This is a genomic window from Butyricicoccus pullicaecorum (assembly GCF_002160355.1).
GTDB classification, from domain to species: domain Bacteria; phylum Bacillota; class Clostridia; order Oscillospirales; family Butyricicoccaceae; genus Butyricicoccus; species Butyricicoccus pullicaecorum.
Window position 1 is genome coordinate 98636 of sequence record NZ_NFKK01000004.1, and the last position, 20125, is coordinate 118760.

General features: G+C 55.9%; 20 protein-coding genes. 9 read left to right on the forward strand and 11 right to left on the reverse strand.

Annotation, left to right across the window (positions count from 1 at the left end):
• Positions 1-298: 298 nt before the first annotated feature.
• From B5F17_RS05050 to B5F17_RS05060, 3 genes are read right to left on the reverse strand one after another with little or no spacing between them, the layout of a single operon-like run.
• Positions 299-1306, reverse strand: a complete 1008-nt coding sequence (locus B5F17_RS05050) for an ATP--guanido phosphotransferase (RefSeq protein WP_162608084.1) — start codon at positions 1304-1306, stop codon at positions 299-301.
• Complete coding sequence (locus B5F17_RS05055) at positions 1299-1850, reverse strand: UvrB/UvrC motif-containing protein (RefSeq protein WP_087371492.1); 552 nt, start codon at positions 1848-1850, stop codon at positions 1299-1301. Before B5F17_RS05055 ends, B5F17_RS05050 begins: the two co-directional genes overlap by 8 nt.
• Before the next feature lie 54 nt (positions 1851-1904).
• Positions 1905-2357 (reverse strand): CtsR family transcriptional regulator, encoded by a 453-nt coding sequence (locus tag B5F17_RS05060; protein ID WP_087371496.1) that lies wholly within the window; start codon positions 2355-2357, stop codon positions 1905-1907.
• A gap of 395 nt (positions 2358-2752) precedes the next feature.
• On the opposite strand from B5F17_RS05060, the gene B5F17_RS05065 reads away from it, so the two are divergent.
• On the forward strand, positions 2753-2923 hold the full coding sequence (locus tag B5F17_RS05065) for a 4Fe-4S ferredoxin (RefSeq protein ID WP_016148882.1): 171 nt from the start codon (positions 2753-2755) through the stop codon (positions 2921-2923).
• Positions 2924-3013: 90 nt separating this feature from the next.
• A complete protein-coding gene (locus tag B5F17_RS14790) occupies positions 3014-3445 on the forward strand; it encodes a hypothetical protein (protein WP_162608085.1) in 432 nt (143 codons plus the stop codon).
• On the opposite strand, the gene B5F17_RS05070 is transcribed toward B5F17_RS14790, so the two are convergent.
• From B5F17_RS05070 to B5F17_RS05080, 3 genes are all read right to left on the reverse strand, one after another.
• Positions 3415-5286, reverse strand: coding sequence for a DUF4914 family protein (locus B5F17_RS05070; protein ID WP_087371499.1), 1872 nt, complete (start codon positions 5284-5286; stop codon positions 3415-3417). The genes B5F17_RS14790 and B5F17_RS05070 overlap by 31 nt on opposite strands.
• A 332-nt stretch (positions 5287-5618) precedes the next feature.
• Positions 5619-6059: a ribonuclease HI gene (gene rnhA, locus B5F17_RS05075; protein WP_016148880.1), complete on the reverse strand. Its 441-nt coding sequence runs from the start codon at positions 6057-6059 to the stop codon at positions 5619-5621.
• Positions 6060-6641: 582 nt separating this feature from the next.
• Positions 6642-7496, reverse strand: a complete 855-nt coding sequence (locus B5F17_RS05080; RefSeq protein ID WP_016148879.1) for a hypothetical protein — start codon at positions 7494-7496, stop codon at positions 6642-6644.
• Positions 7497-7665: 169 nt separating this feature from the next.
• Between B5F17_RS05080 and mnmE the strand changes: the two genes are divergently transcribed.
• From mnmE to B5F17_RS05100, 5 genes are all read left to right on the forward strand, one after another.
• The gene (gene mnmE / locus B5F17_RS05085) at positions 7666-9030 is read left to right on the forward strand and encodes a tRNA uridine-5-carboxymethylaminomethyl(34) synthesis GTPase MnmE (protein ID WP_087371502.1); all 1365 of its coding nucleotides are present in this window, start codon (positions 7666-7668) and stop codon (positions 9028-9030) included.
• A gap of 195 nt (positions 9031-9225) precedes the next feature.
• A complete protein-coding gene (locus B5F17_RS15215; protein ID WP_275532117.1) occupies positions 9226-9348 on the forward strand; it encodes a hypothetical protein in 123 nt (40 codons plus the stop codon).
• Between the two features lie 386 nt (positions 9349-9734).
• Positions 9735-11618, forward strand: coding sequence for a tRNA uridine-5-carboxymethylaminomethyl(34) synthesis enzyme MnmG (gene mnmG, locus B5F17_RS05090; RefSeq protein ID WP_087371505.1), 1884 nt, complete (start codon positions 9735-9737; stop codon positions 11616-11618).
• Positions 11615-12307 (forward strand): 16S rRNA (guanine(527)-N(7))-methyltransferase RsmG, encoded by a 693-nt coding sequence (gene rsmG, locus B5F17_RS05095; RefSeq protein WP_087371508.1) that lies wholly within the window; start codon positions 11615-11617, stop codon positions 12305-12307. The genes mnmG and rsmG overlap by 4 nt, the downstream gene beginning before the upstream one ends.
• 586 nt (positions 12308-12893) lie before the next feature.
• Positions 12894-13706 carry a ParB/RepB/Spo0J family partition protein gene (locus tag B5F17_RS05100; protein WP_206396701.1) on the forward strand — a complete coding sequence of 271 codons (813 nt, stop codon included), beginning with the start codon at positions 12894-12896 and terminating at the stop codon, positions 13704-13706.
• A 464-nt stretch (positions 13707-14170) separates the two neighbouring features.
• On the opposite strand, the gene jag is transcribed toward B5F17_RS05100, so the two are convergent.
• The 5 genes from jag to rpmH form a co-directional block, all read right to left on the reverse strand.
• Positions 14171-15181, reverse strand: a complete 1011-nt coding sequence (gene jag, locus B5F17_RS05105; RefSeq protein ID WP_087371511.1) for an RNA-binding cell elongation regulator Jag/EloR — start codon at positions 15179-15181, stop codon at positions 14171-14173.
• A 2-nt stretch (positions 15182-15183) separates the two neighbouring features.
• A complete protein-coding gene (locus tag B5F17_RS05110; protein ID WP_087371514.1) occupies positions 15184-16146 on the reverse strand; it encodes a YidC/Oxa1 family membrane protein insertase in 963 nt (320 codons plus the stop codon).
• Between the two features lie 94 nt (positions 16147-16240).
• Entirely contained in the window at positions 16241-16453 is a 213-nt protein-coding gene (yidD, locus tag B5F17_RS05115) for a membrane protein insertion efficiency factor YidD (RefSeq protein WP_016148872.1), read from the reverse strand.
• Positions 16450-16809 carry a ribonuclease P protein component gene (gene rnpA, locus B5F17_RS05120; RefSeq protein WP_016148871.1) on the reverse strand — a complete coding sequence of 120 codons (360 nt, stop codon included), beginning with the start codon at positions 16807-16809 and terminating at the stop codon, positions 16450-16452. Before rnpA ends, yidD begins: the two co-directional genes overlap by 4 nt.
• 304 nt (positions 16810-17113) lie before the next feature.
• Positions 17114-17248 (reverse strand): 50S ribosomal protein L34, encoded by a 135-nt coding sequence (rpmH, locus tag B5F17_RS05125; RefSeq protein ID WP_016148870.1) that lies wholly within the window; start codon positions 17246-17248, stop codon positions 17114-17116.
• A gap of 905 nt (positions 17249-18153) precedes the next feature.
• Between rpmH and B5F17_RS14620 the strand changes: the two genes are divergently transcribed.
• Both B5F17_RS14620 and dnaA read left to right on the forward strand, forming a co-directional pair.
• Positions 18154-18351, forward strand: a complete 198-nt coding sequence (locus B5F17_RS14620) for a hypothetical protein (protein ID WP_143287678.1) — start codon at positions 18154-18156, stop codon at positions 18349-18351.
• Between the two features lie 144 nt (positions 18352-18495).
• Entirely contained in the window at positions 18496-19800 is a 1305-nt protein-coding gene (gene dnaA, locus B5F17_RS05130; RefSeq protein ID WP_016148868.1) for a chromosomal replication initiator protein DnaA, read from the forward strand.
• The last annotated feature ends 325 nt before the right edge of the window (positions 19801-20125 follow it).

The following is a 20125-nucleotide window of genomic DNA, read 5'->3' on the forward strand; positions in this document are numbered from 1 at the left end:
TCCGCAGATGGCGAAATCTCTTCTTGATTCCGGCCTCAGCCGGAATCAACAAAAATTTTCATGAGAAGCGCGACCCGCGGGTCGCGCTTTTTTTGTTATTTTTGGGTTGAAACCCGGGTCGGACACCGGGTTTCAAGAGGGGAGTTCCGCGCTCTAGCACTCATTTTATCCGCGCACAGCGCGGAAATAAGGATAGTGACCTACGGGCCGGAGCGCGTCTCAGGGCTCTGCCCTGAGAACCCGCAGCCTTTCGAGAAAGGCTGGCGAAAGCTTTAATTCGCCTGCGGGCGGGATGTCGTTAGCCCTGAATTCTCAAGTTCTCAGTGACTTCACGCAATTTCTGTGCGCGGACGCGGTCGCGTTCATGCGGAGCGCCGGCGATCAAAGCCGGTTGAGTCATCTGTTCTGTCTCGATGAGTTCTTCCGGGGAAACACCGGTCAGATAACCCATCTGCAAGCCGATGAGCACATCGGAAATACAGGTAACAGCTTCCTGACTGGGCAGCAATCTTGCGTGGCGCAGGACGCCAGCCGAGCGAGCGATACGGTCAAACAATGCGTCTTCGTTCTGGCTTCTGAGCTGTTCGCGTGCCTTTTTCTCCTGATCGATGACCTCGGTTGCGGCGGTGATGAGTTTATCGACGATCGCGTCCTCGCTGAGACCCAGAGTGATCTGGTTGGAAATCTGATAGAAACCGCCTGCGGCGCGGGTGCCCTCGCCGTACGCACCGCGCACGGTGAAGCCCTGACGAGCCGCCCAGCCGACCAGTCGTTCGGCTGCGCCCGACTGGGTCAAAACAGGCAGGTGGAGCATAACCGACACGCGCAGGCCAGTGCCCAGATTGGACGGGCAAGCGGTGAGGTAGCCCAGCTGGTCGCTGTAATCAAAGGGGACACGGTTTTCGATCAGATCGGCAATGCGTTTTGCCGTCTCCATGCACTCCTTGGGGCACAAGCCGGTGCCCATGACCTGCAAGCGGATGTGATCTTCCTCGCCCAGCATAATGGCGATGTCACCGCTGTCTGAGGCGATCAGCTTGCCGCCCTTCTTGGCAAACTCCGGGGAAATCATGTGTTTCTCGATCAGCTGCATGGCTTCCTGACTGCCTGCGCGGACATCGGTCATGTGCAGGCCGTTTGCGACGGCCGGTGCGGCAGAAAGTGCGTCCCAGACCTTATTTGCAATCTCGCTCAGCTGGCCGGGTGTTAAATTGCGGTAGGGGTAACCCTTGACGTTACGCGCCAGACGGACGCGGGTAGAAGCGGCAAGTCCGGTAAAGCCGCCGTGAATGGCATAATTACGCATGGTTTTCACCCTCCAATCGACGAATTTCGTCGCGCAGCCGCGCGGCCTCCTCATAATTTTCCTGCCCTATGGCTTCGGTCAGTTTCTGCTTGAGCGAGGCCGTCGGGTTTTCCACAGGCTGTGCATCGTTTTGTGCCTTGGGCGCCTGACCGACGTGTGCGGTCGCGCCTTGCAGCTTGCGGATGTACGGCGTTAAGATGTCCTCGAAGGTCTTATAGCAGTCGGCGCAGCCTGCACGGCCACTCCGCTGCAGCTCCGATTCGGTCATGCCGCACGTCGGGCAGCGTCTGCCGCCGCCAAGCTGTGCGGTCTGCGAAAACGGTGCGCCGAACAGCGACTGGAACGGCTGGGTGAAAAACGGATCGTCGTCAAACCACGAACCGAACGGTTTTGCGAAACTGGAATGGAAATTTTGGGCGAACTGATTGTTTACGCCCAGCTGATCGGCACATTCCGGGCACAGATGCATCTCTTTGGTCTGCCCGTTGACCGTCTGTCTGAAATACATGGTTGCTTCATTCTTACCACAGTTCTGACACAGCATAAAGGCTCAACTCCTTTGATCTATACACGAAAAGATTTTGTTTACAACATTATTTTAAGTGGTGATGCCCAGGATCGCGCACCGGAACACGGCTGCGCGGATGCGGTCGCGGTGCTCCACCGGAATCTCGGACAGCGCACCGTCGGTACAGGCTCCCATCAGCAATTTTCCCTCGCGGGTGGTCAGCAGGCCGATGGACAGGAACGAACGGATGAGCCTTGCGGCCTCGTTCTGCGTCAGCTGTCCGCCCGCCGCCCTCGCGGCCTCGAGCAGCATGCGCTGTTTATCATCCTGTACGCGCACGATGCGGATATATCCGCCGCCGCCTCGCCGCGATTCGACCAGATAGCCGTTTTCCGGGGTGAAGCGGGTCTCGATGACGTAGTTGATCTGGCTGGGCACGCAGGAAAACCGCTCGGCCAAGCCGCGCCGCTGTAATTCCGCGACACCGCCGCCATCGGATAAGCAGTCCATAATAAAGGCTGCGATCGTATCTGACATTTTCATAAGCGTGACCTCGTTTCTTTTTCTCAAGGCTTTGGTTCGGTTCCTGACCTTTCCTGACCTTGTGATTCTTATTATAATCCTTCCCGCCAAAATTGCAAGCGAAATTTCTGACCTTTTCTGACCTTTGCGTTCGATCTGTTTTACAGAATCCGCTATTATCTCTCTTTTTCTCGCTGAATCTCGTTTTTTCTCACTTTTTCATTTTCTTGACCTTTTTCTGACCTTCTGACCTTTCTGACCTTAGTATACCCCTCGCCGGGGAGTGGGAAACGTCAGATTTTGGAACTTTTCCGACCCCTTTCAAGTTGCATATAGCTAACATTAAGCAAAACACTTGCCTTTTTGAAATCTTATGATAGAATAAGTATGTAATTTGAATTGGAGGTGCTATTCCCATGGCATACGTAATTTCTGGCGCTTGCATCAGCTGCGGTTCCTGCGCAGGTGAGTGCCCGGTAGGCGCAATCTCCGAGGGTGACGGCCAGTACGTAATCAACGCTGACGCTTGCGTTGACTGCGGTACCTGCGCTGGTGCTTGCCCGGTAGGTGCTATCTCTCAGGGCTAATTTCCTGAAGGATATCTGAACAAAAGTGAGAAACCTCTCTGTCCGTGCAGAGAGGTTTTTTCATGGTCAAAATTAGCACCGCACCCATAATTGAAGTTTTCGCTCGAGCCTTTTTCAAAAGGCTCGCGGAGTCTTGAGGCAGAGCCTCAAGTCGCCCGTCGCAACGGGCGAAACTCCTTTTTGATTCCCGGTGTCCGCCCCGGGAATCAATCAAAACAAACAAAAAAGGAAAGACCAACCGGATGGTTGGTCTTTCCAGAAATTTCGCGTCCTGCGGGACGCGATTATTTTTTCATTTTAGTTGATTTTCCCTCGCGGGGGATCGGGAAAATCAAAAGAGAGTTCCGCGCTCTGCGGAGCGCGGCCAGCCTGCGCGGCTGGATCGCGCCGGGCCTCAGGCCCGGACCCGTTTGTCGCCTGCGGGCGGGATTTTCTTTCCTTTCTCACAAAAAAAGACCGAGGAATTTCTTCCTCGGTCTTTCTATTTTCTCTTACAGCTTCATCGGGGTGAGCTTGCAATAGTCCTCGATCGTGCCGCCGCGGCGGAAGCAATCAATGATCTCACGACCCAGCGGGTCAAGATCGTCCGTATAGAACTTATCCAGCTCCTTCGCAAAGAAATCGGTCAGAATCTTTGCGCCTGCATCGTAGCCGTCCTTACCCATGCGGTCCTGAGTCTCAGTGCGCAGGTACTTGGAACGGATGGGCTGGCCCTCGATGACCATTTCCTTCAGTGCGTAACCGAGCAGCGGGCAGCGTGCCGGCTCGAGCTTATCCTTCTTAACATGGCCGTTATGACGTGCCAGCCATTCACGGCTGATCCATTCAGCAGAGAAGCCGACATGGTATACGCCAATGTGCTGGTTCGGAATCAGAACGTAACGGGTGTTCGGGCAGCTTACAATCTGCTGGAGCAGGAGGTTTGCCTGCTTGACGCGCAGACCGGTCGCAAACGGCCAGTAAGAGCCTACGCCCTCGCTCTTCAGCTCGCCGCCGCCAACGATGGACGGGTTCTTAAAGCCGCGCGGTGCGACCAGTCGCCACAGCCATGCCAGTGCGGGCGGGATGAAGTGCAGCATACCCATAATACCGTAGTTCGGGTCCTCACGGGTAGAGGGGGGCATACGGGTACCAAACGAGCGGATGTCGACCTCGACCGGCTCGTTGACGATGTGCGGTACCTTGGAACGCGGAACGATTGCACGCGGGTTCGGGCAGGGCTTGCCGTCAGAGTCCAGCGTGTGCTCCCAGATCAGGCTGGTCGCGCCGACCACGCCCTGAATGTTGAAGAATACCAGCGGCTCGTCCGGCTCGGTGCAGATGCGCTCGTATACCGGGTCGCAGCCGTAGTGGGTGACGCCGTCCATGCGCAGGAACCAGCCGTCCTCACCGTCTACCAGTACCAGCTTGCCGCTGTCGTTCTGGAGAGACGGATAGCAGGTTGCCATATCATCGCACACCGGCTCGATGTGGCTGGTGCGGCCCATGTTCATCAGCGTCTGCTCACCGGTCACGGTGTTGGTGGACAGGACGACACGACCATCTTCGGTGCGTGCGATGTCCTGCAGCATCTCGCTCTTACCGCCGCCCGATGCACCCTCGTGCATGATGACCAGCTCGTTATCGTACTGGGTAACCATTCTGCCGCACGATGCGTGTGCAGTGACCCAGTTTTCCTGCTCGCCGATGTCCAGCAGGACAGAGTATACACCCTTCTTTGCAGACGGGCCGGGATACAGATTATAAGAGAATACTTCATGGCAGTCGTCCAGGCGGTTGTGTACGACAACCTGACGGCCATTGAAGTGGGTATGACGGAACGGAGGCGCTACGTAAACGATGGCGCGGGGCTTGAAGCCCTCGGACTCCTCAGCAGAGACAAAGCCCTGCAGGTTTGCCATTGCGTACGCAAAGAATGCTGCGTTGCGCGGGCAGATCAGCATAGAACCGTAACCGTATGCGTTGCCGCCCGAACTGAAGGGCATTACGATCAGTTCCTGGGTCTTGAGCCATGCCAGGGTATCTGCCTTGCACTTTGCAAAGTCATAACCATAAACATCCTTAAAGCGCGGCTTGTCGGTCGGCTTGTCGTCACCGATGCGCATGCAGTCGGGATCGCGACGGCGCATGTAATCCTCAGGGTAGTTGACGACTACGCCGTTCTTTGCGCGTACGACGGTCGCTTCACACACCTCACCGCGGCCTGCTACGTCATATACAACATCGTACTTACCCGAACGGCCGGTACCGAATACCGACTCGTACAGCTCCTGCTTGCTGGTGGGTACGTACACGCCCTTGCACTCGTCCAGTAGTTCGACCAGTTCAGGCGTCCATGTGAACTTCTTCAAAAATCGATGCATATTCAGGTCCTCCTTACCGGGCCCGCCGGACGCTCGCCGCGGCCGCGGGATGTAAACACACAGCGCCGAAAAGCTCCGCGCCGGTGTTCCAATTCACTCCTGATATTATCATACTCGCAAATGCCCCCGCCGTCAATGGCTATTTTCACATTTTTGCAGGATTTTTATATTTCACTTGCATAAATTTTTAACAATTGCGACACCCTCCCAATCTAAACGGAAAATCCTCCCGCAAAAGCCGCAATTTTGGACAACTCTGTGAAAAGTCCACCGGTGAAAGACTGCTCGGTCTCTCTCCCGGTGGACGTTCTTCCGCAAGTTCTTTTGTCAAATTATGCGCGGTACTTCTTCCATTCTGCTACCGCAAGCTCGTCGCAGCGGTTATTATATGGATTGTCCGCATGGCCCTTTACCCAATGAAATGTTACCGCGTGCACCTCTAACAGCCCCAGCAGTCTGTCCCACAGCTCGGGATTCTTCGCCGGGGTCTTATCCGCTTTCTTCCAGCCGCGTGCCTTCCAGCCCTTCGCCCAGCCCTTGGTGATGCCGTCGATGACGTACTTGGAATCGGAATAAAGATCGATCTTGCACGGCTCTTTGAGCAGCTCGAGGGCGGAAATCACGCCCATGAGCTCCATTTTATTATTGGTCGTCATCGGGTCACCGCCCGAAATCTCCTTTTTTGCCGTGCCGTATTGCAAAATTGCTCCCCAACCGCCGGGTCCCGGATTGCCCGAGCACGCACCGTCGGTGTAAATCGTTACCTGTTTCATGCGTTGTCCTCCGCACTCGCGTTTTTTTTATAGTATAGCAAGAAATCGGGGAAAAGAAAAGCGAAACGACCAGCACCGCACCCATAATTAAAGCTTTCGCTCAAGCCTTTCTCGAAAGGCTTGCGGGTTCTCAGGGCAGAGCCCTGAGTCGCGGCTCGCAAGCCGCGAAATTCCCCCTTTGATTCCGGTCAAAGACCGGAATCAACTAAAATAGAAAATAAAAGCGCCGCCCGCAGGCGGCGCAATCTTTCGCGCACAAAGTGCGCTCATGGCGTCCGTTTCTTTGGAAACGGACGCCTCTCCCTAAACCCTTCTGCACACCCTCAATCTGTTCGTCCGCAGTTTGGGTAAAGTACAAAAGGAAAACCGTTCCTTTGGGAACGGTTTTCATGAGCGCGCTTGGCGCGCGGGGATATTTCGCGCTCTGCGGAGCGCGATTATTTTTTTGTTTTGGTTGATTTTCGCACAGCGAAAATCAAAAAGGGAGTTCCGCGCTCTGCGGAGCGCGGCTTGAGGCTCTGCCTCAAGACTCCGCAGCCTTTCGAGAAAGGCTGGCGAAAGCTTCAGCGTTGGGTGCGGTGCTTATTCGTTGACCGGCTTTCCTCTTTTGAGCTTCGGGCCTTCGGGTTCATCCGACAACGCCATACGGCTGAGCTGATATGCCAGCCACAGGGCGCAGATCACATAGCAACCCGCACGCGGGACGCGCTGCAAGTCGCTCAGATCGGTCATAACATACTGAATAATCAAACCGATACCGCCGGTCAGGCCGAAAACCGTACCGATTCCGGCAAATCCGGCGAGCAGGCGCGGACGAGGGGTAGAAAACAAAAATCTTGCGTATGCGTGCAGTGCGCACAGCAGGCCGCCGGCTGCCAGCAGTTCAAACACAAACTTGCCTTCCATCGGCACGTTGCCGTTCTCCTTAAAGGTATTCACGAGGTCAAGCGCTGCCCAAGCGATTGGAATAAAGATCATATTCGCGTCGTCCTCGGTCACCGTACCGCGTACTGCGCTGCCGCCCAGTCGCATGAAAGCCACGCACGACACAATGGCCAGCAGATACAAGGGAATCAGGGTGACGCGGTCAAACATGGTCATTTCCATGATGTGCGTCATGGTATAGTACAAACCGGCAAGGCCGAACACGATGAACAATTCACCGCTCAGCACCGCGACCGTCTTATGCCGCGTGCCGCCGCCGGTCAGGTAGGATTCGAATGCCTTGTATCGGTCGCTCGTCTTGCGGTAGGTGAATGCCGCTGCGACGCACAGAACCACCGCAATCGCACTCAATACGTATAACATCGTCAGCCACGGTGCACCCGTCGGCAGATCGGCGCTGTCATAGCCCTGCACAAGATCCAATCCGTGCAGCACGCCGCCGGTCGCGCCCAGCACGATCGCCAGCACCGGATATGCTTTCTTTAACGTCATGGTTTCACGTTCCTCCACAGTCTGTCAATTTTCTTACGCCACCCATTATAGCATGCTTTCCCCGGCAGTTCCAGTTTTTCTTCGGGCTTTTTGTGTGTATTTTTTGCATTCGGAACGCTGTTATGGTAAAATAAAATGATATCAAGTATTTTTCAGGGAGGTTCGATCTATGGCGCAAACCATCGCTGCGCTGTCCACCGCCCCCGGCGGTGCGATCGGTATCGTGCGCATCTCGGGCGATGCTGCCGAGTCCTGTCTGCGTGCGCTCTTCACCCCGGTCGGCTCACGCGATCTACAACCCCGCGTGCTGACCTACGGCGTGCTCACCGTGCACGGTCGGGTCATCGACCGGCCGATGGCCGTCTTTTTCCCCGCACCCGCGACCTACACCGGGGAACCTATGGCCGAAATCCACTGTCACGGCTCGTCCGCCGTCCTGCAAGCCGTCTTATCCGCGCTCTTTGACCTCGGTGCGCGTCAGGCCGAACCCGGTGAGTTCACCCGCCGTGCGTTTTTAAATGGCAAGCTGGACTTATTCGCCGCCGAAGCGGTCGGCGATCTGGTCACTGCACATTCCGAACAGGCTGCCGCGCTCGCGGTTTCCCAGCTCGGCGGGCACATGTCGACCGAATTTGCCGACATGCGTCAGCGTCTCGTTGCGGTCTGCGCCCAGTTCCTCGCCGTCATCGACTACCCCGATGAGGAGATCGAAGACCTGCCGCTCACCGAAATCGGCCAGACCCTGTCCGACATGCGCACCCGGCTGAACGCCCTCCACGAGAGCTATTCCCGTGGCCGCGCCCTGCGCGAGGGCTTGCCCTGCGCCATCATTGGCCGTCCCAATGCCGGAAAATCTACCCTGCTCAACGCGCTGCTCGGCTACGACCGCGCCATCGTCACCGATATCGCCGGTACGACCCGCGACACGGTCGAGGAAACGCTGTGCCTCGGCGGTCTGGTGCTTCGGCTCCAGGACACCGCCGGTCTGCGCGAGACCAACGACCCGGTCGAAAAAATCGGTGTGTCCCGTGCCCGTGACGCCGTGCGAACTGCTGCCGAGTCCGGTGTCGTACTCGCCGTGTTTGACGGCAGCAAGCCGGTGGGTGGGGAAGATCGCATGGTCATGCGCGAAGCCAAAAACGCTGCCCGTGCCGTCGCCATCTTAAACAAGGCTGACCTGCTCCGCGCAGAGGGCTGGGAAGAGCTGTCCGACTGCTTCCGCGCGGTCGTACCCCTGTCCGCCAAGCACCGCGAGGGCCTGTCCGAACTGACCGACACTCTACTCACGCTCACCGGCGTGCGTGATCTTCCTTCTGACGGCGGTTTGATTACCAATATCCGACAGGCGGAGACCTTGAAACGGACGGCGGAACGTCTGGAATTGGCTGCGGAACACTTAAAAGCCGGTTTTTCACCGGATGCCGTGGTATATGATATCGAGGGCGCGATTGAGAGCCTTGGAGAACTCACCGGTCAGAGTGTCCAGAATGATATCGTAGATCATATCTTCGCGAATTTCTGCGTCGGAAAATAAAGCACCGCACCAATTATTGAAGTTTTCGGTCAAGCCTTTTTCAAAAGGCTTGCGGAGTCTTGAGGCAGAGCCTCAAGCCGCGTCCCGCAGGACGCGGAACCCCCTTTTTGATTTTCGCGGAGCGAAAATCAACCAAAACAAACAAAAAAACCGCGTCCCGCAGGACGCGGAAGCCCTCGCGCACAAAGTGCGCTCATGGAATCCGTTCCCGTGGAACGGATTCCCAAATTCCTGCCGTTTCTGCGCACCCTGCGCTTTGCAAACCGCAATTTGGGTGACAGGGAAGTGGAAAACCAACCCGCAGGTTGGTTTTCATGAGCGCGCCTGGCGCGCAAGGGGAGTCTTGCCGCCTGCGGGCGGCGCTCTAAATAAGTTTTTGTTGATTCCGGCTTTGGCCGGAATCAATAGGGGATTCCGCCGTCTGCGGACGGCGGCCAGCCTGCGCGGCTGGACCGCGCCGGGCCTCAGGCCCGGACCCGTTTTCGCCTGCGGGCGGGTTTCTCTTCCCCAAAAAAGTTATCCACAATCCCCTTGTGCACATTGTGGACGCTCGTGCTTTTCTACCACAATTTTACATTACATTTCGACATACTCTATCTTTATATTACATTTCGTATTCTATTTTTCAGCTATCTATCCACAGTTATCCCAAGTATGCACAGAGTTATCAACAGATGTGCACAAAAATTTTCGGAGGAACATCCATGTATTTTGCTGGCACTTACGACATCGCGGTCATCGGTGCCGGTCACGCGGGCATTGAAGCTGCGCTGGCCGGTGCGCGTCTCGGACTGCGCACGCTGTGCTTTACCATCAACTTAGATGCCGTCGGCAATCTGCCCTGTAATCCCGCCATCGGCGGCACGGCAAAGGGGCATCTCGTACGCGAGATCGATGCCCTCGGCGGCGAAATGGGGCATGCAGCCGATGCGGCGTGCATTCAATACCGCATGCTCAACCGCGGCAAAGGCCCTGCGGTGCACTCCTTACGCGCGCAGGCCGACCGCGTGAAATATCGCTCGTACATGAAGCACGTACTCGAGACGACCGAAAATCTTTCGCTCAAGCAGGCCGAGGTCGTGTCGGTCGAGGTGGACGAAACCGGTGCGGTGTGTGGTGTGACCACGGCCACCGGTGCGCAGTATGCGGTCAAGGCCGCGATCATCTGCTCGGGTACCTTTCTCGGCGGGCGCATCATCATCGGTGAATTCACCCAGGAGAGCGGCCCGGACGGCATGTTCCCGGCCAAGGAGCTGACCGGCTGTTTACGCCGTCTCGGTCTGCGCCTCCAGCGGTTCAAGACCGGTACGCCGCCGCGCGTCAACCGTCGTTCGATCTGCTTCGACGGTCTGGAAGTGCAGGAGGGAGAGCAGGAGATCATCCCGTTTTCCTTCGATTCCGAGCACCCGCCTGCAAATCAGGCGGTCTGTCATCTGACGTACACCAATCTGGACACGCACGCGGTCATTCGCGACAATCTCGACCGCTCGCCCCTGTTTTCGGGCACGATCGAGGGTGTCGGCCCGCGCTACTGCCCGTCCATCGAGGACAAGGTCGTGCGCTTTGCCGACAAGCCCCGTCACCAGCTCTTTCTCGAGCCGATGGGATTGGAAACCGAGGAAATCTATGTGCAGGGCTTCTCGTCGTCCATGCCCGAGGACGTGCAGCTCAAAATGCTGCACACCATCAAAGGACTCGAACACGCCGAGGTCATGCGCCCGGCCTACGCCATCGAATACGACTGCGTAGACCCCACCGAGCTGCTTCCCACGCTGGAATGCCGAAAAGTACCCGGTTTATACGGTGCGGGACAGTTTAACGGCTCGTCCGGTTACGAGGAAGCCGCAGCGCAGGGTCTGATCGCGGGCATCAATGCCGCGCGCAAGATCAAGGGAGAATCCCCGCTCATCCTCGACCGCGCCGACGGCTACATTGGTACGCTGATCGACGATCTGGTCACCCGCGGCACGCGTGAACCCTACCGCATGATGACCTCGCGCTCGGAATACCGTCTGCTGCTCCGGCAGGACAATGCCGACGAGCGTCTGGTACCCATCGGTGCACGCGTCGGACTCAACAGTCCCGAGCGTCTGGCGCGTACCGAGGCAAAATATCAGCGCGTCCAGCAGGAAATCGACCGTTTGTGCACGGTCAGTGTGCAGCCCACCGACGAAATGCAGGACTTTTTGACCGCGCACCATTCCACGCCCCTCAAGGCCGGATGCCGCATGATCGATCTCTTGCGCCGTCCCGAGCTCGGCTATGACGATCTCGCGGTCTTTGACCCCGACCGCCCCGCGCTCGACCCCGCCATCCGCGAACAGGTCGAAATCCGCATCAAGTACGAGGGCTACATCGCCCGCCAGCAAAAGGACGTCGAGCAGTTCCGCAAGCTCGAAGCCCGCACGCTGCCCCAGGACATCGACTACGATGCCGTGCCCTCGCTCCGTCTGGAGGCACGACAGAAACTCAAGGACATCCGTCCGCTCAACTTCGGTCAGGCCGGTCGTATCTCGGGCGTTTCCCCCGCCGATATCACCGCTCTGATGATCTATCTCAACCTCGAAAAGGGAGGCAACGACGCATGACTGCTCATGAACTGCTTACTTCCGGTCTGGAACAACTCGGCCAGCACGATCCACAGGCTGTGGACAAATTGCTCGCCTTCTCCGACCTCTTACTCGAAAAAAATAAGGTCATGAACCTGACCGCCGTCACCGACCCCCTCGAGGTCGTGACCCGCCACTTCCTCGACTGCGCACCTCTCGCGTGCTATGCAGCTGGAAAAACCGTCATTGACGTGGGCTGCGGCGCGGGTTTCCCGGGTATCCCGGTCGCAATTCTGTCCGATGCAAAGGTGACCCTGCTTGACTCGCTCGGCAAGCGCATCAAGTTCTTGCAGGAAGTCATTGACGAACTGGGTCTGACCGGCACGCAGGCCGTCCACGCCCGCGCGGAGGAGTTCGACCACCGCGAAGAATTCGATCTTGCGACTTCCCGCGCTGTCGCACGACTCAATGTGCTCGCAGAGCTGTCCCTGCCGCTCGTCAAGGTCGGTGGATATTTCATCGCCATGAAGGCGGTCGGCTCGGATGAGGAAATCGAAGAGGCCAAGAACGCGATCACCATTCTGGGCGGCAGGTTAGAGCGCGTGATCGATTACACCGTACCCATGTCGGACGGAAGAAAGAGCCGTCTGGTGATCGTCAAGAAGATCAAGAGCACTCCGGCGAAGTATCCGAGAAGATTTCAGAAGATTTCGGCGGCACCGCTGTAAAGGAAACGGAATCTCGGCCGCAGCCGACAATCGGGGTCCAGGGGACGAGTTCCCTGGCGCGGTCCAGCCGCGCAGGCTGGCCGCCGTCCGCAGACGGCGGAATCCCCCTTTTGAAACCCGGTGTCCGCCCCGGGTTTCAACCTAAAAATAATAAAAAATCGCTCGCCGCAGCGAGCGAAATTCTCGGGAAAGACCGTCCGAAAGGACGGTCTTTTCCATGAGCGCACTTTGTGCGCGAAAATATTGCGCCGTCTGCGGACGGCGCTTTTATTTTTTGTTTTTGTTGATTTTCGCGAAGCGAAAATCAAGAGGGGATTTCGCCCGTTGCGACGGGCGACTTGAGGCTCTGCCTCAAGACTCCGCAAGCCTTTCGAGAAAGGCTTGAGCGAAAGCTTCAATTAGGGCTGCGGTGGTCGGGAATTATTTCCTGCCGAAAAATAGAAAATCTGCCGTTTTCTGCCCAAATGCCGCTGAATGCCGTCTTGAAAGTGCAACATCTGCGGACGATTTCCCTTTACATCCCGTCATTTTCTGGTAACCTTGTAGATAGAGCGAACCAAATCAACAAAGGAGGCTATTTCCCACCATGACACCGATGTTTAATCTGCCCGGAAACGGAAACGAACGACAGCTCAGGCGTATTAAAGCCGCGCTCATCTCTCGCAATCCCAACCAGCCACGGCGGTACTTTGAACCCGAGGCGATCAATCAGCTGGCAGACTCCATTCGCCAATACGGTGTGCTCAATCCCTTGACCGTGCGGCGCACGCCCGACGGCTACGAGCTGATTGCCGGCGAGCGCCGTCTACGGGCTGCGCGTGCGGCCGGGCTTTCCGAAGTGCCCTGTCTGGTAATGAACGCCACTGAGGCAGACTCTTCTGCCATCGCGCTGGTCGAAAATCTCCAGCGCCGTGATCTGGATTTTTTCGAGGAAGCTGCCGGGTATCGCCGTCTCATTGACCGCTACGGTCTGACGCAGGAGGAAGCGGCGCGCAAGGTGGGAAAAACGCAATCTGCCGTGGCAAACAAGCTGCGACTGCTCAAATTATCGCAGGAAAATATGCGCCTCATCCGCGAGGGTGGGTTATCCGAACGTCACGCCCGTGCGCTCCTGCGTCTGCCCACTGAGGAAGAACGATTAAAGGCAACCCAGGCCATCATCCAGCACCAATGGAACGTCAATCGCACCGAGCAGTACATCGAGCAGCTGCTCACAGCTCCGCCCGAAAAACCGGCTGGTACTATGCGGCGGCTCATCAAGGATGTGCGCTTGTTCCTCAATACAGTGGACAAAGCGGTGGGGATGATGAAGGAATCCGGGGTCAATACCAGTTATGAAAAGGAAGAGCGCGACGACGGGATTTTGGTCAAGATCTTGATTCCGCACGCGAGAAGATAAGAGTTTTGGGGAAAAATAAAACGAAATATCTGGTTTGATGCGTCATCCTCCGCGAAGCGGAGGTTTTTTTCTGGGAAAAAAGAGTAGGGGAGACCGCCCGAAGGGCGGCAATGAAGTTTCGATCAAACCTTTTCAAAGGTTTGCGGAGTCTTGAGGCAGAGCCTCAAGTCGCGCTCCGCAGAGCGCGAAACCCCTTTTTGATTTTCGCTTCGCGAAAATCAACTAAAATATACAAAAAAGAAAACCGTTCCGAATGGAACGGTTTTCATGAGCGTGCTAAGCACGCGGAGAATTGCGCGTCTGCGGACGCGCTTTTTTACGAGAGTTTTATTGAAACCCGGGCCGAACACCGGGTTTCAAAAGGGGATTCCGCCGTCTGCGGACGGCGGCCAGCCTGCGCGGCTGGACCGCGCCGGGCCTCAGGCCCGGACCCGTTTTCGCCTGCGGGCGGGATTCCTTTGTCCTTACTGCTGCGGACGCTGCGGTCTTTTACCCGCGTAGCGTCTGCCGCCTTCCGGCGAAATCACAACACGACGGTTGGGTTCGGTACCGGTCGAATGGGTGGTCACACCGCGGTAATCCTGCAGTGCAGAATGGATGATTCTGCGCTCATACGGATTCATCGGCTCCAGAGTCATGGGCTTATGATAGCGCGCAACCTTACCCGCCATCTTTCTTGCCAGTCTCTCCAGAGACTCAGCACGCTTACCGCGATAGTTCTCGGTATCGATGGTCAGGCGGATATGCTCCTCGGTACCGCGATTGAGCACCAGAGAAGTCAGGTACTGGATGGCGTCCAGCGTATCGCCGCGGCGGCCGATGACCGGGCCCATGTCCGGGCCTTCGATCTCAATGCGCAGGTGATCGTCCTCGGACTGTGCGGTCACGTATGCGCGGCCCTCAACGCCCAGCTTGACCAGCAGGCCGTCGATGAACTGTACCGCTGCCTTTGCCTCTGCGCTCCACTCGCCCTCGGGCTTTTCCTCGGGCTTGACGAAAACGGTCGGCTCAGCCTGCTCGCGGCGCGGCTTCTTGTTCTCGGTCGGCTTTGCTGCCGGCTGCTCGGCCTTCTCACCGCTTGCGCGGCGTACCAGGCGCGGCTTCTCCTCGTCCCGTGCCGGACGGGCTGCCGGACGCTGTACCGGCTTCTTATTCTCTGCACTCTGCGGTGCAGCCTTGACCAGACGCGGGGTGTCGTCCTGTGCCGGGCGCGGCTTTGCCTCGGTCTTGACCTCGGCCTTGGGTGCAGGCTTCTCCTCCACCTTTGCCGCCGGCTTCTCGGCCGGCTTTACCTCGTCCGGTACTTCATAGGTCACGCGGATCTTGGCGTCCGATGCGCCAATACCCAGAAAGCCCTTGCGGCCCATCTCGATGACCTCTACCGAAACAGCGTCGCGATCCATATGCAGCTCTGCAAGGGCCTTTTCAATCGCGCGGTCTACCGTGGCCGCGGAGAAAATCTGTTCCTTCTGCATCTTTACGCGTCTCCCTTCGGCAATTTCTTTTTCTTCTTCTTCGGATCTTCAACCTCAACCGGATGGTACTTATTCATGTACCAGGTCAGGCCGATTTCCTGGATCATGGTGAACAGGTTGTTGGTAATCCAGTACACTGCCAGTGCTGCCGGCAGGATGAAGCCCAGATATACAGAGAACAGCGGCATGATGTACAGCATGGTCTTCATCGAACCCTGCATCTGTGCAGCTGCCGGGTTGGTCTTCTGCTGCATCTTCTGCATAACCACCGAGGACAGCAGTGCGGTCACACCGGACAGGATGGGCAGCAACCAGATCAGACCCGGTTCCTTAATGTTCGGGGTCTGCGCCAGGTTGAAGCCAAAGAAGTCAAAGTTCAGCGGTACCAGATGCTGTGCGATCTCGGTAGACAGGCTGGTGATGGACTCCGGGAAGTTGCCCGCGGAATCTGCCAGCTTGTTGAGCGTCTCCATCAGCGGAATCTGGACGTAGTAATCATTGTACCCCGACAGGTCGGCAAGGCCGTTGTTCTGAACGTAGTTGATCAGAAGCTGTACCGAATCCGGGATGCCTTCGGTCACAAAGTCCTTGTCGGTAATGCCCATCATAAAGGTAATGGGCTTCTCGATCGCGTAGTACAGGCCCATCATGATGGGGAGCGGCAGGAAAGAGGGCAGACAGCCACTCATCGGGTTTACACCCTCCTGCTCGTACAGCTTCTGCATCTCCTCGTTGAGCTTGACGCGATTGTTTCCGTATTTCTTCTGCAATGCCTGCTGCTTCTGCGACAGTGCACTCATCTTGCGCATGCTCTTCTTACTGTGAATGGTGAGCGGCAGCAGGATGAACTTACAGAGCAGGGCAAAGAGGATGATCGCGAGGCCGTAGGAATCTACCAAATTGTAGATTGCCATCAGCAGCATACCAAACGGACGCACGATCAACAAACCAAAGAGCTTAGCCAAATCGTTGTTCCTCCAAATGGTTTTTCAGACGGGCGATTCTTCCCGTCCGTTCTTGTTCCTTCCGTACTTTTCCGGTCAGGATCTCCCCAAATGCTCAGGGTACGGGGTCGTAAGGGCCGCGCTTGGAGAAAGGATGACAGCGGCAGATGCGCTTGAACGCCAACCAGCCGCCTTTGCGTGCGCCGTATTTCTCGATTGCCTCTAGGGCATACTGCGAACAGGTCGGGATATAGCGGCACTTCGGTGCGGTATAAGGTGAAATGGCACGGCGGTAAAACCGGATCAGTGCCAATAGCAGCCGTTTCAACCGTTCATTCCTTCTTTCACGTCCTGTACGACGTGCAGATCACGGGCAGCCTTCAAAAGCGCCTTTTCCACGTCGGCGCAGGAAGCTCCCTGCATCCGTGCGCGTGCGACCAGCACGAAATCAAATCCCGGTTTGAACTCCGCCTCGTGCAGCCGGTAAGCCTCGCGGAACAGACGCTTTGCGCGGTTTCGCTCGACGGCGCAGCCGTATTTTGCACTCACTGTCAGACCAAGACGGTTATGTCCCAGCCGGTTTTTCAGGCAGTACAGCACAAGATAACGGTTTGCCACCGACTTGCCCCGGTGGTACAGTCTGCGGAATTCATGGTTTTGTTTGATCACATAGGTTTTCTTCATGTGTTTTGCTCCCAAAAGTCAGAAGCGTTCTTGCTTTTTTGTGAGAGGGAAGCGGGCCGATGCCCGGGCGCGCTCCCGCCGCGCCGAATCCGGAAAGGCAAATATATTGCCCTGCGCGGCCTGCCTGCCGCCGTTCCAAGGCTTCCAGAAGGGTCTGGGAAAGGGTCCGCGTGTCCGATGCGCCGGGTCTTGGGTGCGGCAGGCCGAAAAATACGACCCCCAGCGTGGACAACATAGAAAAAAGAGCCGCTCATACTGGGCGGCTCGATCTGTTTTTTCTTTTGCGCTGCGGAATGGGCAAAGATTACAGGGTCAGCTGCTTGCGGCCCTTCGCACGACGGCGAGCCAGCACCTTGCGGCCATTCTTCGTAGACATTCTCTTGCGGAAGCCATGCTCCTTGCTGCGCTGACGCTTCTTGGGCTGATAAGTTCTCAGCATTTACCACACACCTCCTATTATCCTAAGAATCTGAATGGGCACCGGCACAGGTCCAATAACCAGGTATCGGGCTTATGCCGCTGCCTGTCCGTAATACTCCGAATCAGATATATTATAGTCAGGTAACCGGGAGTTTGTCAAGGGCAATTTTTGAAAATCCGCAGTTTTGACGGGGGAAAAAGTTCCCCCTTTCACTGGCAAGGGGTTTTACTTTACTCTGTGTAATTTTTGTACCAAATATTCCCGAATTTCGGGACGGCAGACGAGGGGACGCAAGAGATCAAAAGCGGGAAGAGAGGGGATGAAAAGAAAGAGGAAGATAAAGAAGAAGATAAAGGAAAGATAAAAAGGACAAATAGGAAATGAGGAAAATAGAGAATACAGATGTGGAGGAAAAACACGAATGATACAAAATGCGATCAAATAGAAAAGAATACGACAAATTTTTTCGGAGACGCAGGGAAGTGCCAAACCAGGCGCGCAGATCAGCACCGCAAAAGCAGATCGTACTGCCGCACTGAGCGCCTAGACTTCCGTTCTCTGTTTATGACTTGACCGGACAAGCCGGTCACAGCCTTACGGGAAAACGTCCCACCGGGACATTTTCTATTTCCGTAAGGTCCCATAAACTTCGCGTTCGCAACGCAGTCCCAGCACAAACGGGAGCGCCGGACGACTCGCTCCCGCTGTGCGGAGTTCATACTTTCCCACCCTATCGGCGGTACACAGTAACCCTAACGAGGAAGGAAGACGGGTTCCCAAAGGGTGAGGAACCATGGGTTCCCCATCCTTTGGTTTTCGGTTCCTTTTTTAAAGGAACTTTTCGTTCTCCTTCTAAGGATAGTTTTCGGTCCTCCCGGCTGTTCGGGAAATGAAACGGCAAGGGTGCGGCGCCAGCCGCAAAATTGAAAACCAATCCGCAGGTTGGTTTTCATGAGCGCGCTTTGCGCGCAAAAGAGTCTTGCCGCCTGCGGGCGGCGCTTGAAACGAAAGTTTTGTTGAAACCCGGGCCGAACCCCGGGTTTCAAGAGGGGATTTCGCCCGTTGCGACGGGCGACTCAGGGCGCTGCCCTGAGAACCCGCAAACCTTTGAAAAGGTTTGATCCAAACTTTAATTTCGCCTGCGGGCGGGATGAAAGTTTATTTTTTCCACAACTGTGGACTCCCATGTGGATAACTTGAAATCCCTTGTCAAATATGATACTATGTACAGTGAATAAGAATCGGCAGAATTAGGAGGAAATGTTTTGAACAGCAACAACGACTTATTAAAAATGGCGTTGTCGCGCATGGAAGGTTCCTTCAGCCCGGTCACCCTTTCGGCCTGGTTTGACGACGCCGAAGCCGTCTCCCTCGAGGGCACTAGCTTCGTCCTGCGCGCTGCCAACCAATTCAAAAAAGAGATCATCGAATCTCGTTTCACCGCGCCTTTACAGCAGGCTTTGACCGAGCTGCTCGGTGAACCCATCACCCTTTCGGTCGTTTATGGCGATCAGGTTCCGTCCGCGGAGAAAACCGGTGAGTCCATCGGTCTCTCCCCCGACGAGGAATACACCTTTGAACACTTCATTGTTGGTTCGTCCAACAAGTTCGCCCATGCGGCTGCCGTTTCGGTCGCAAATCATCCGGCTGAAAACTACAACCCGCTCTTTATTTATGGTCAGTCCGGTCTGGGCAAAACCCACCTTTTGCATGCAATCGGCAATGTCATTCGCGGTACGCACCCGAATTTCCGCATTATTTATGTAAAAGGCGAGGATTTCACCAACGAGTTGGTCACCGCCATTCAGGAAGGCGATGTGCAGTCCTTCCGCGGCAAGTACCGTATGGCTGACCTGCTTTTGATCGACGATATTCAGTTTATCGCCGGCAAAGAGCGCACGCAGGAGGAATTTTTCCACACCTTTAATGCGCTTTATGAGGCTGGCCGTCAGATCGTTCTGACTTCCGACCGTCCGCCCAAGGAGATGAACACCCTCGAAGACCGCATGAAGACCCGTTTTGAATGGGGTCTTTTGGCCGACATTCAGCCGCCGGACTTTGAAACCCGTGTGGCCATCATCAATGCAAAGGCGGAAAAGCTCGGTTTCGATCTGCCCAAGGACGTCATTTACTGCATCGCAGAGAATTTGCAATCCAACGTCCGTCAGCTGGAAGGCACGGTCAAGAAAATCAAGGCAAAACACGAGCTCGGCGGCGAGGCCATCACCATCGACATGACCCAGAAGGTCATCGAAGAGGTCAAGTCCATCAGCCCCGGCTTAAATCCCACCCCGCCGATGATCTTACAGACCGTTTCTAACTTCTACTCGGTTCCGGTCGATCAGATTCTGTCCGATCGTCGTTCCAAAGATACCGTTCAGCCACGCCAGATGGCTATGTATCTGGTCAGAAAGATGACCAATTACTCACTGCCGGAAATTGGTAAGGTTTTTGGACGAGATCATACCACGGTCATGCATGCGTGCGATAAAATCGACGGTGATCGTAAGAAAAATGCAGAACTTGAAGATATCATCAAGACGCTGATTGAAAATATTCAGAATCTGTAACGAAAAACACCGCACCAATCACTGAAGTTTGGATCAAACCTTTTCAAAGGTTTGCGGGTCCTTAGGGCAGAGCCCTAAGTCGTGTCCCGCAGGACACGAAACCCCCCTTTTTGATTCCAGGCCGAAGGCCGGAATCAACCAAAAAATAAACAAAATCGCGCTCCGCAGAGCGCGAAATTCCCCTGCGCGCAAAGCGCGCTCATAAAAACCAACCTGCTGGATTGGTTTTTTCACCCCATCTTACCGCCAGTCCTCTATATTATATAGATACGAACGACAGGTAAATTGAATCCCGGGGCGAACACCGGGATTCAAAAAGAGTCTT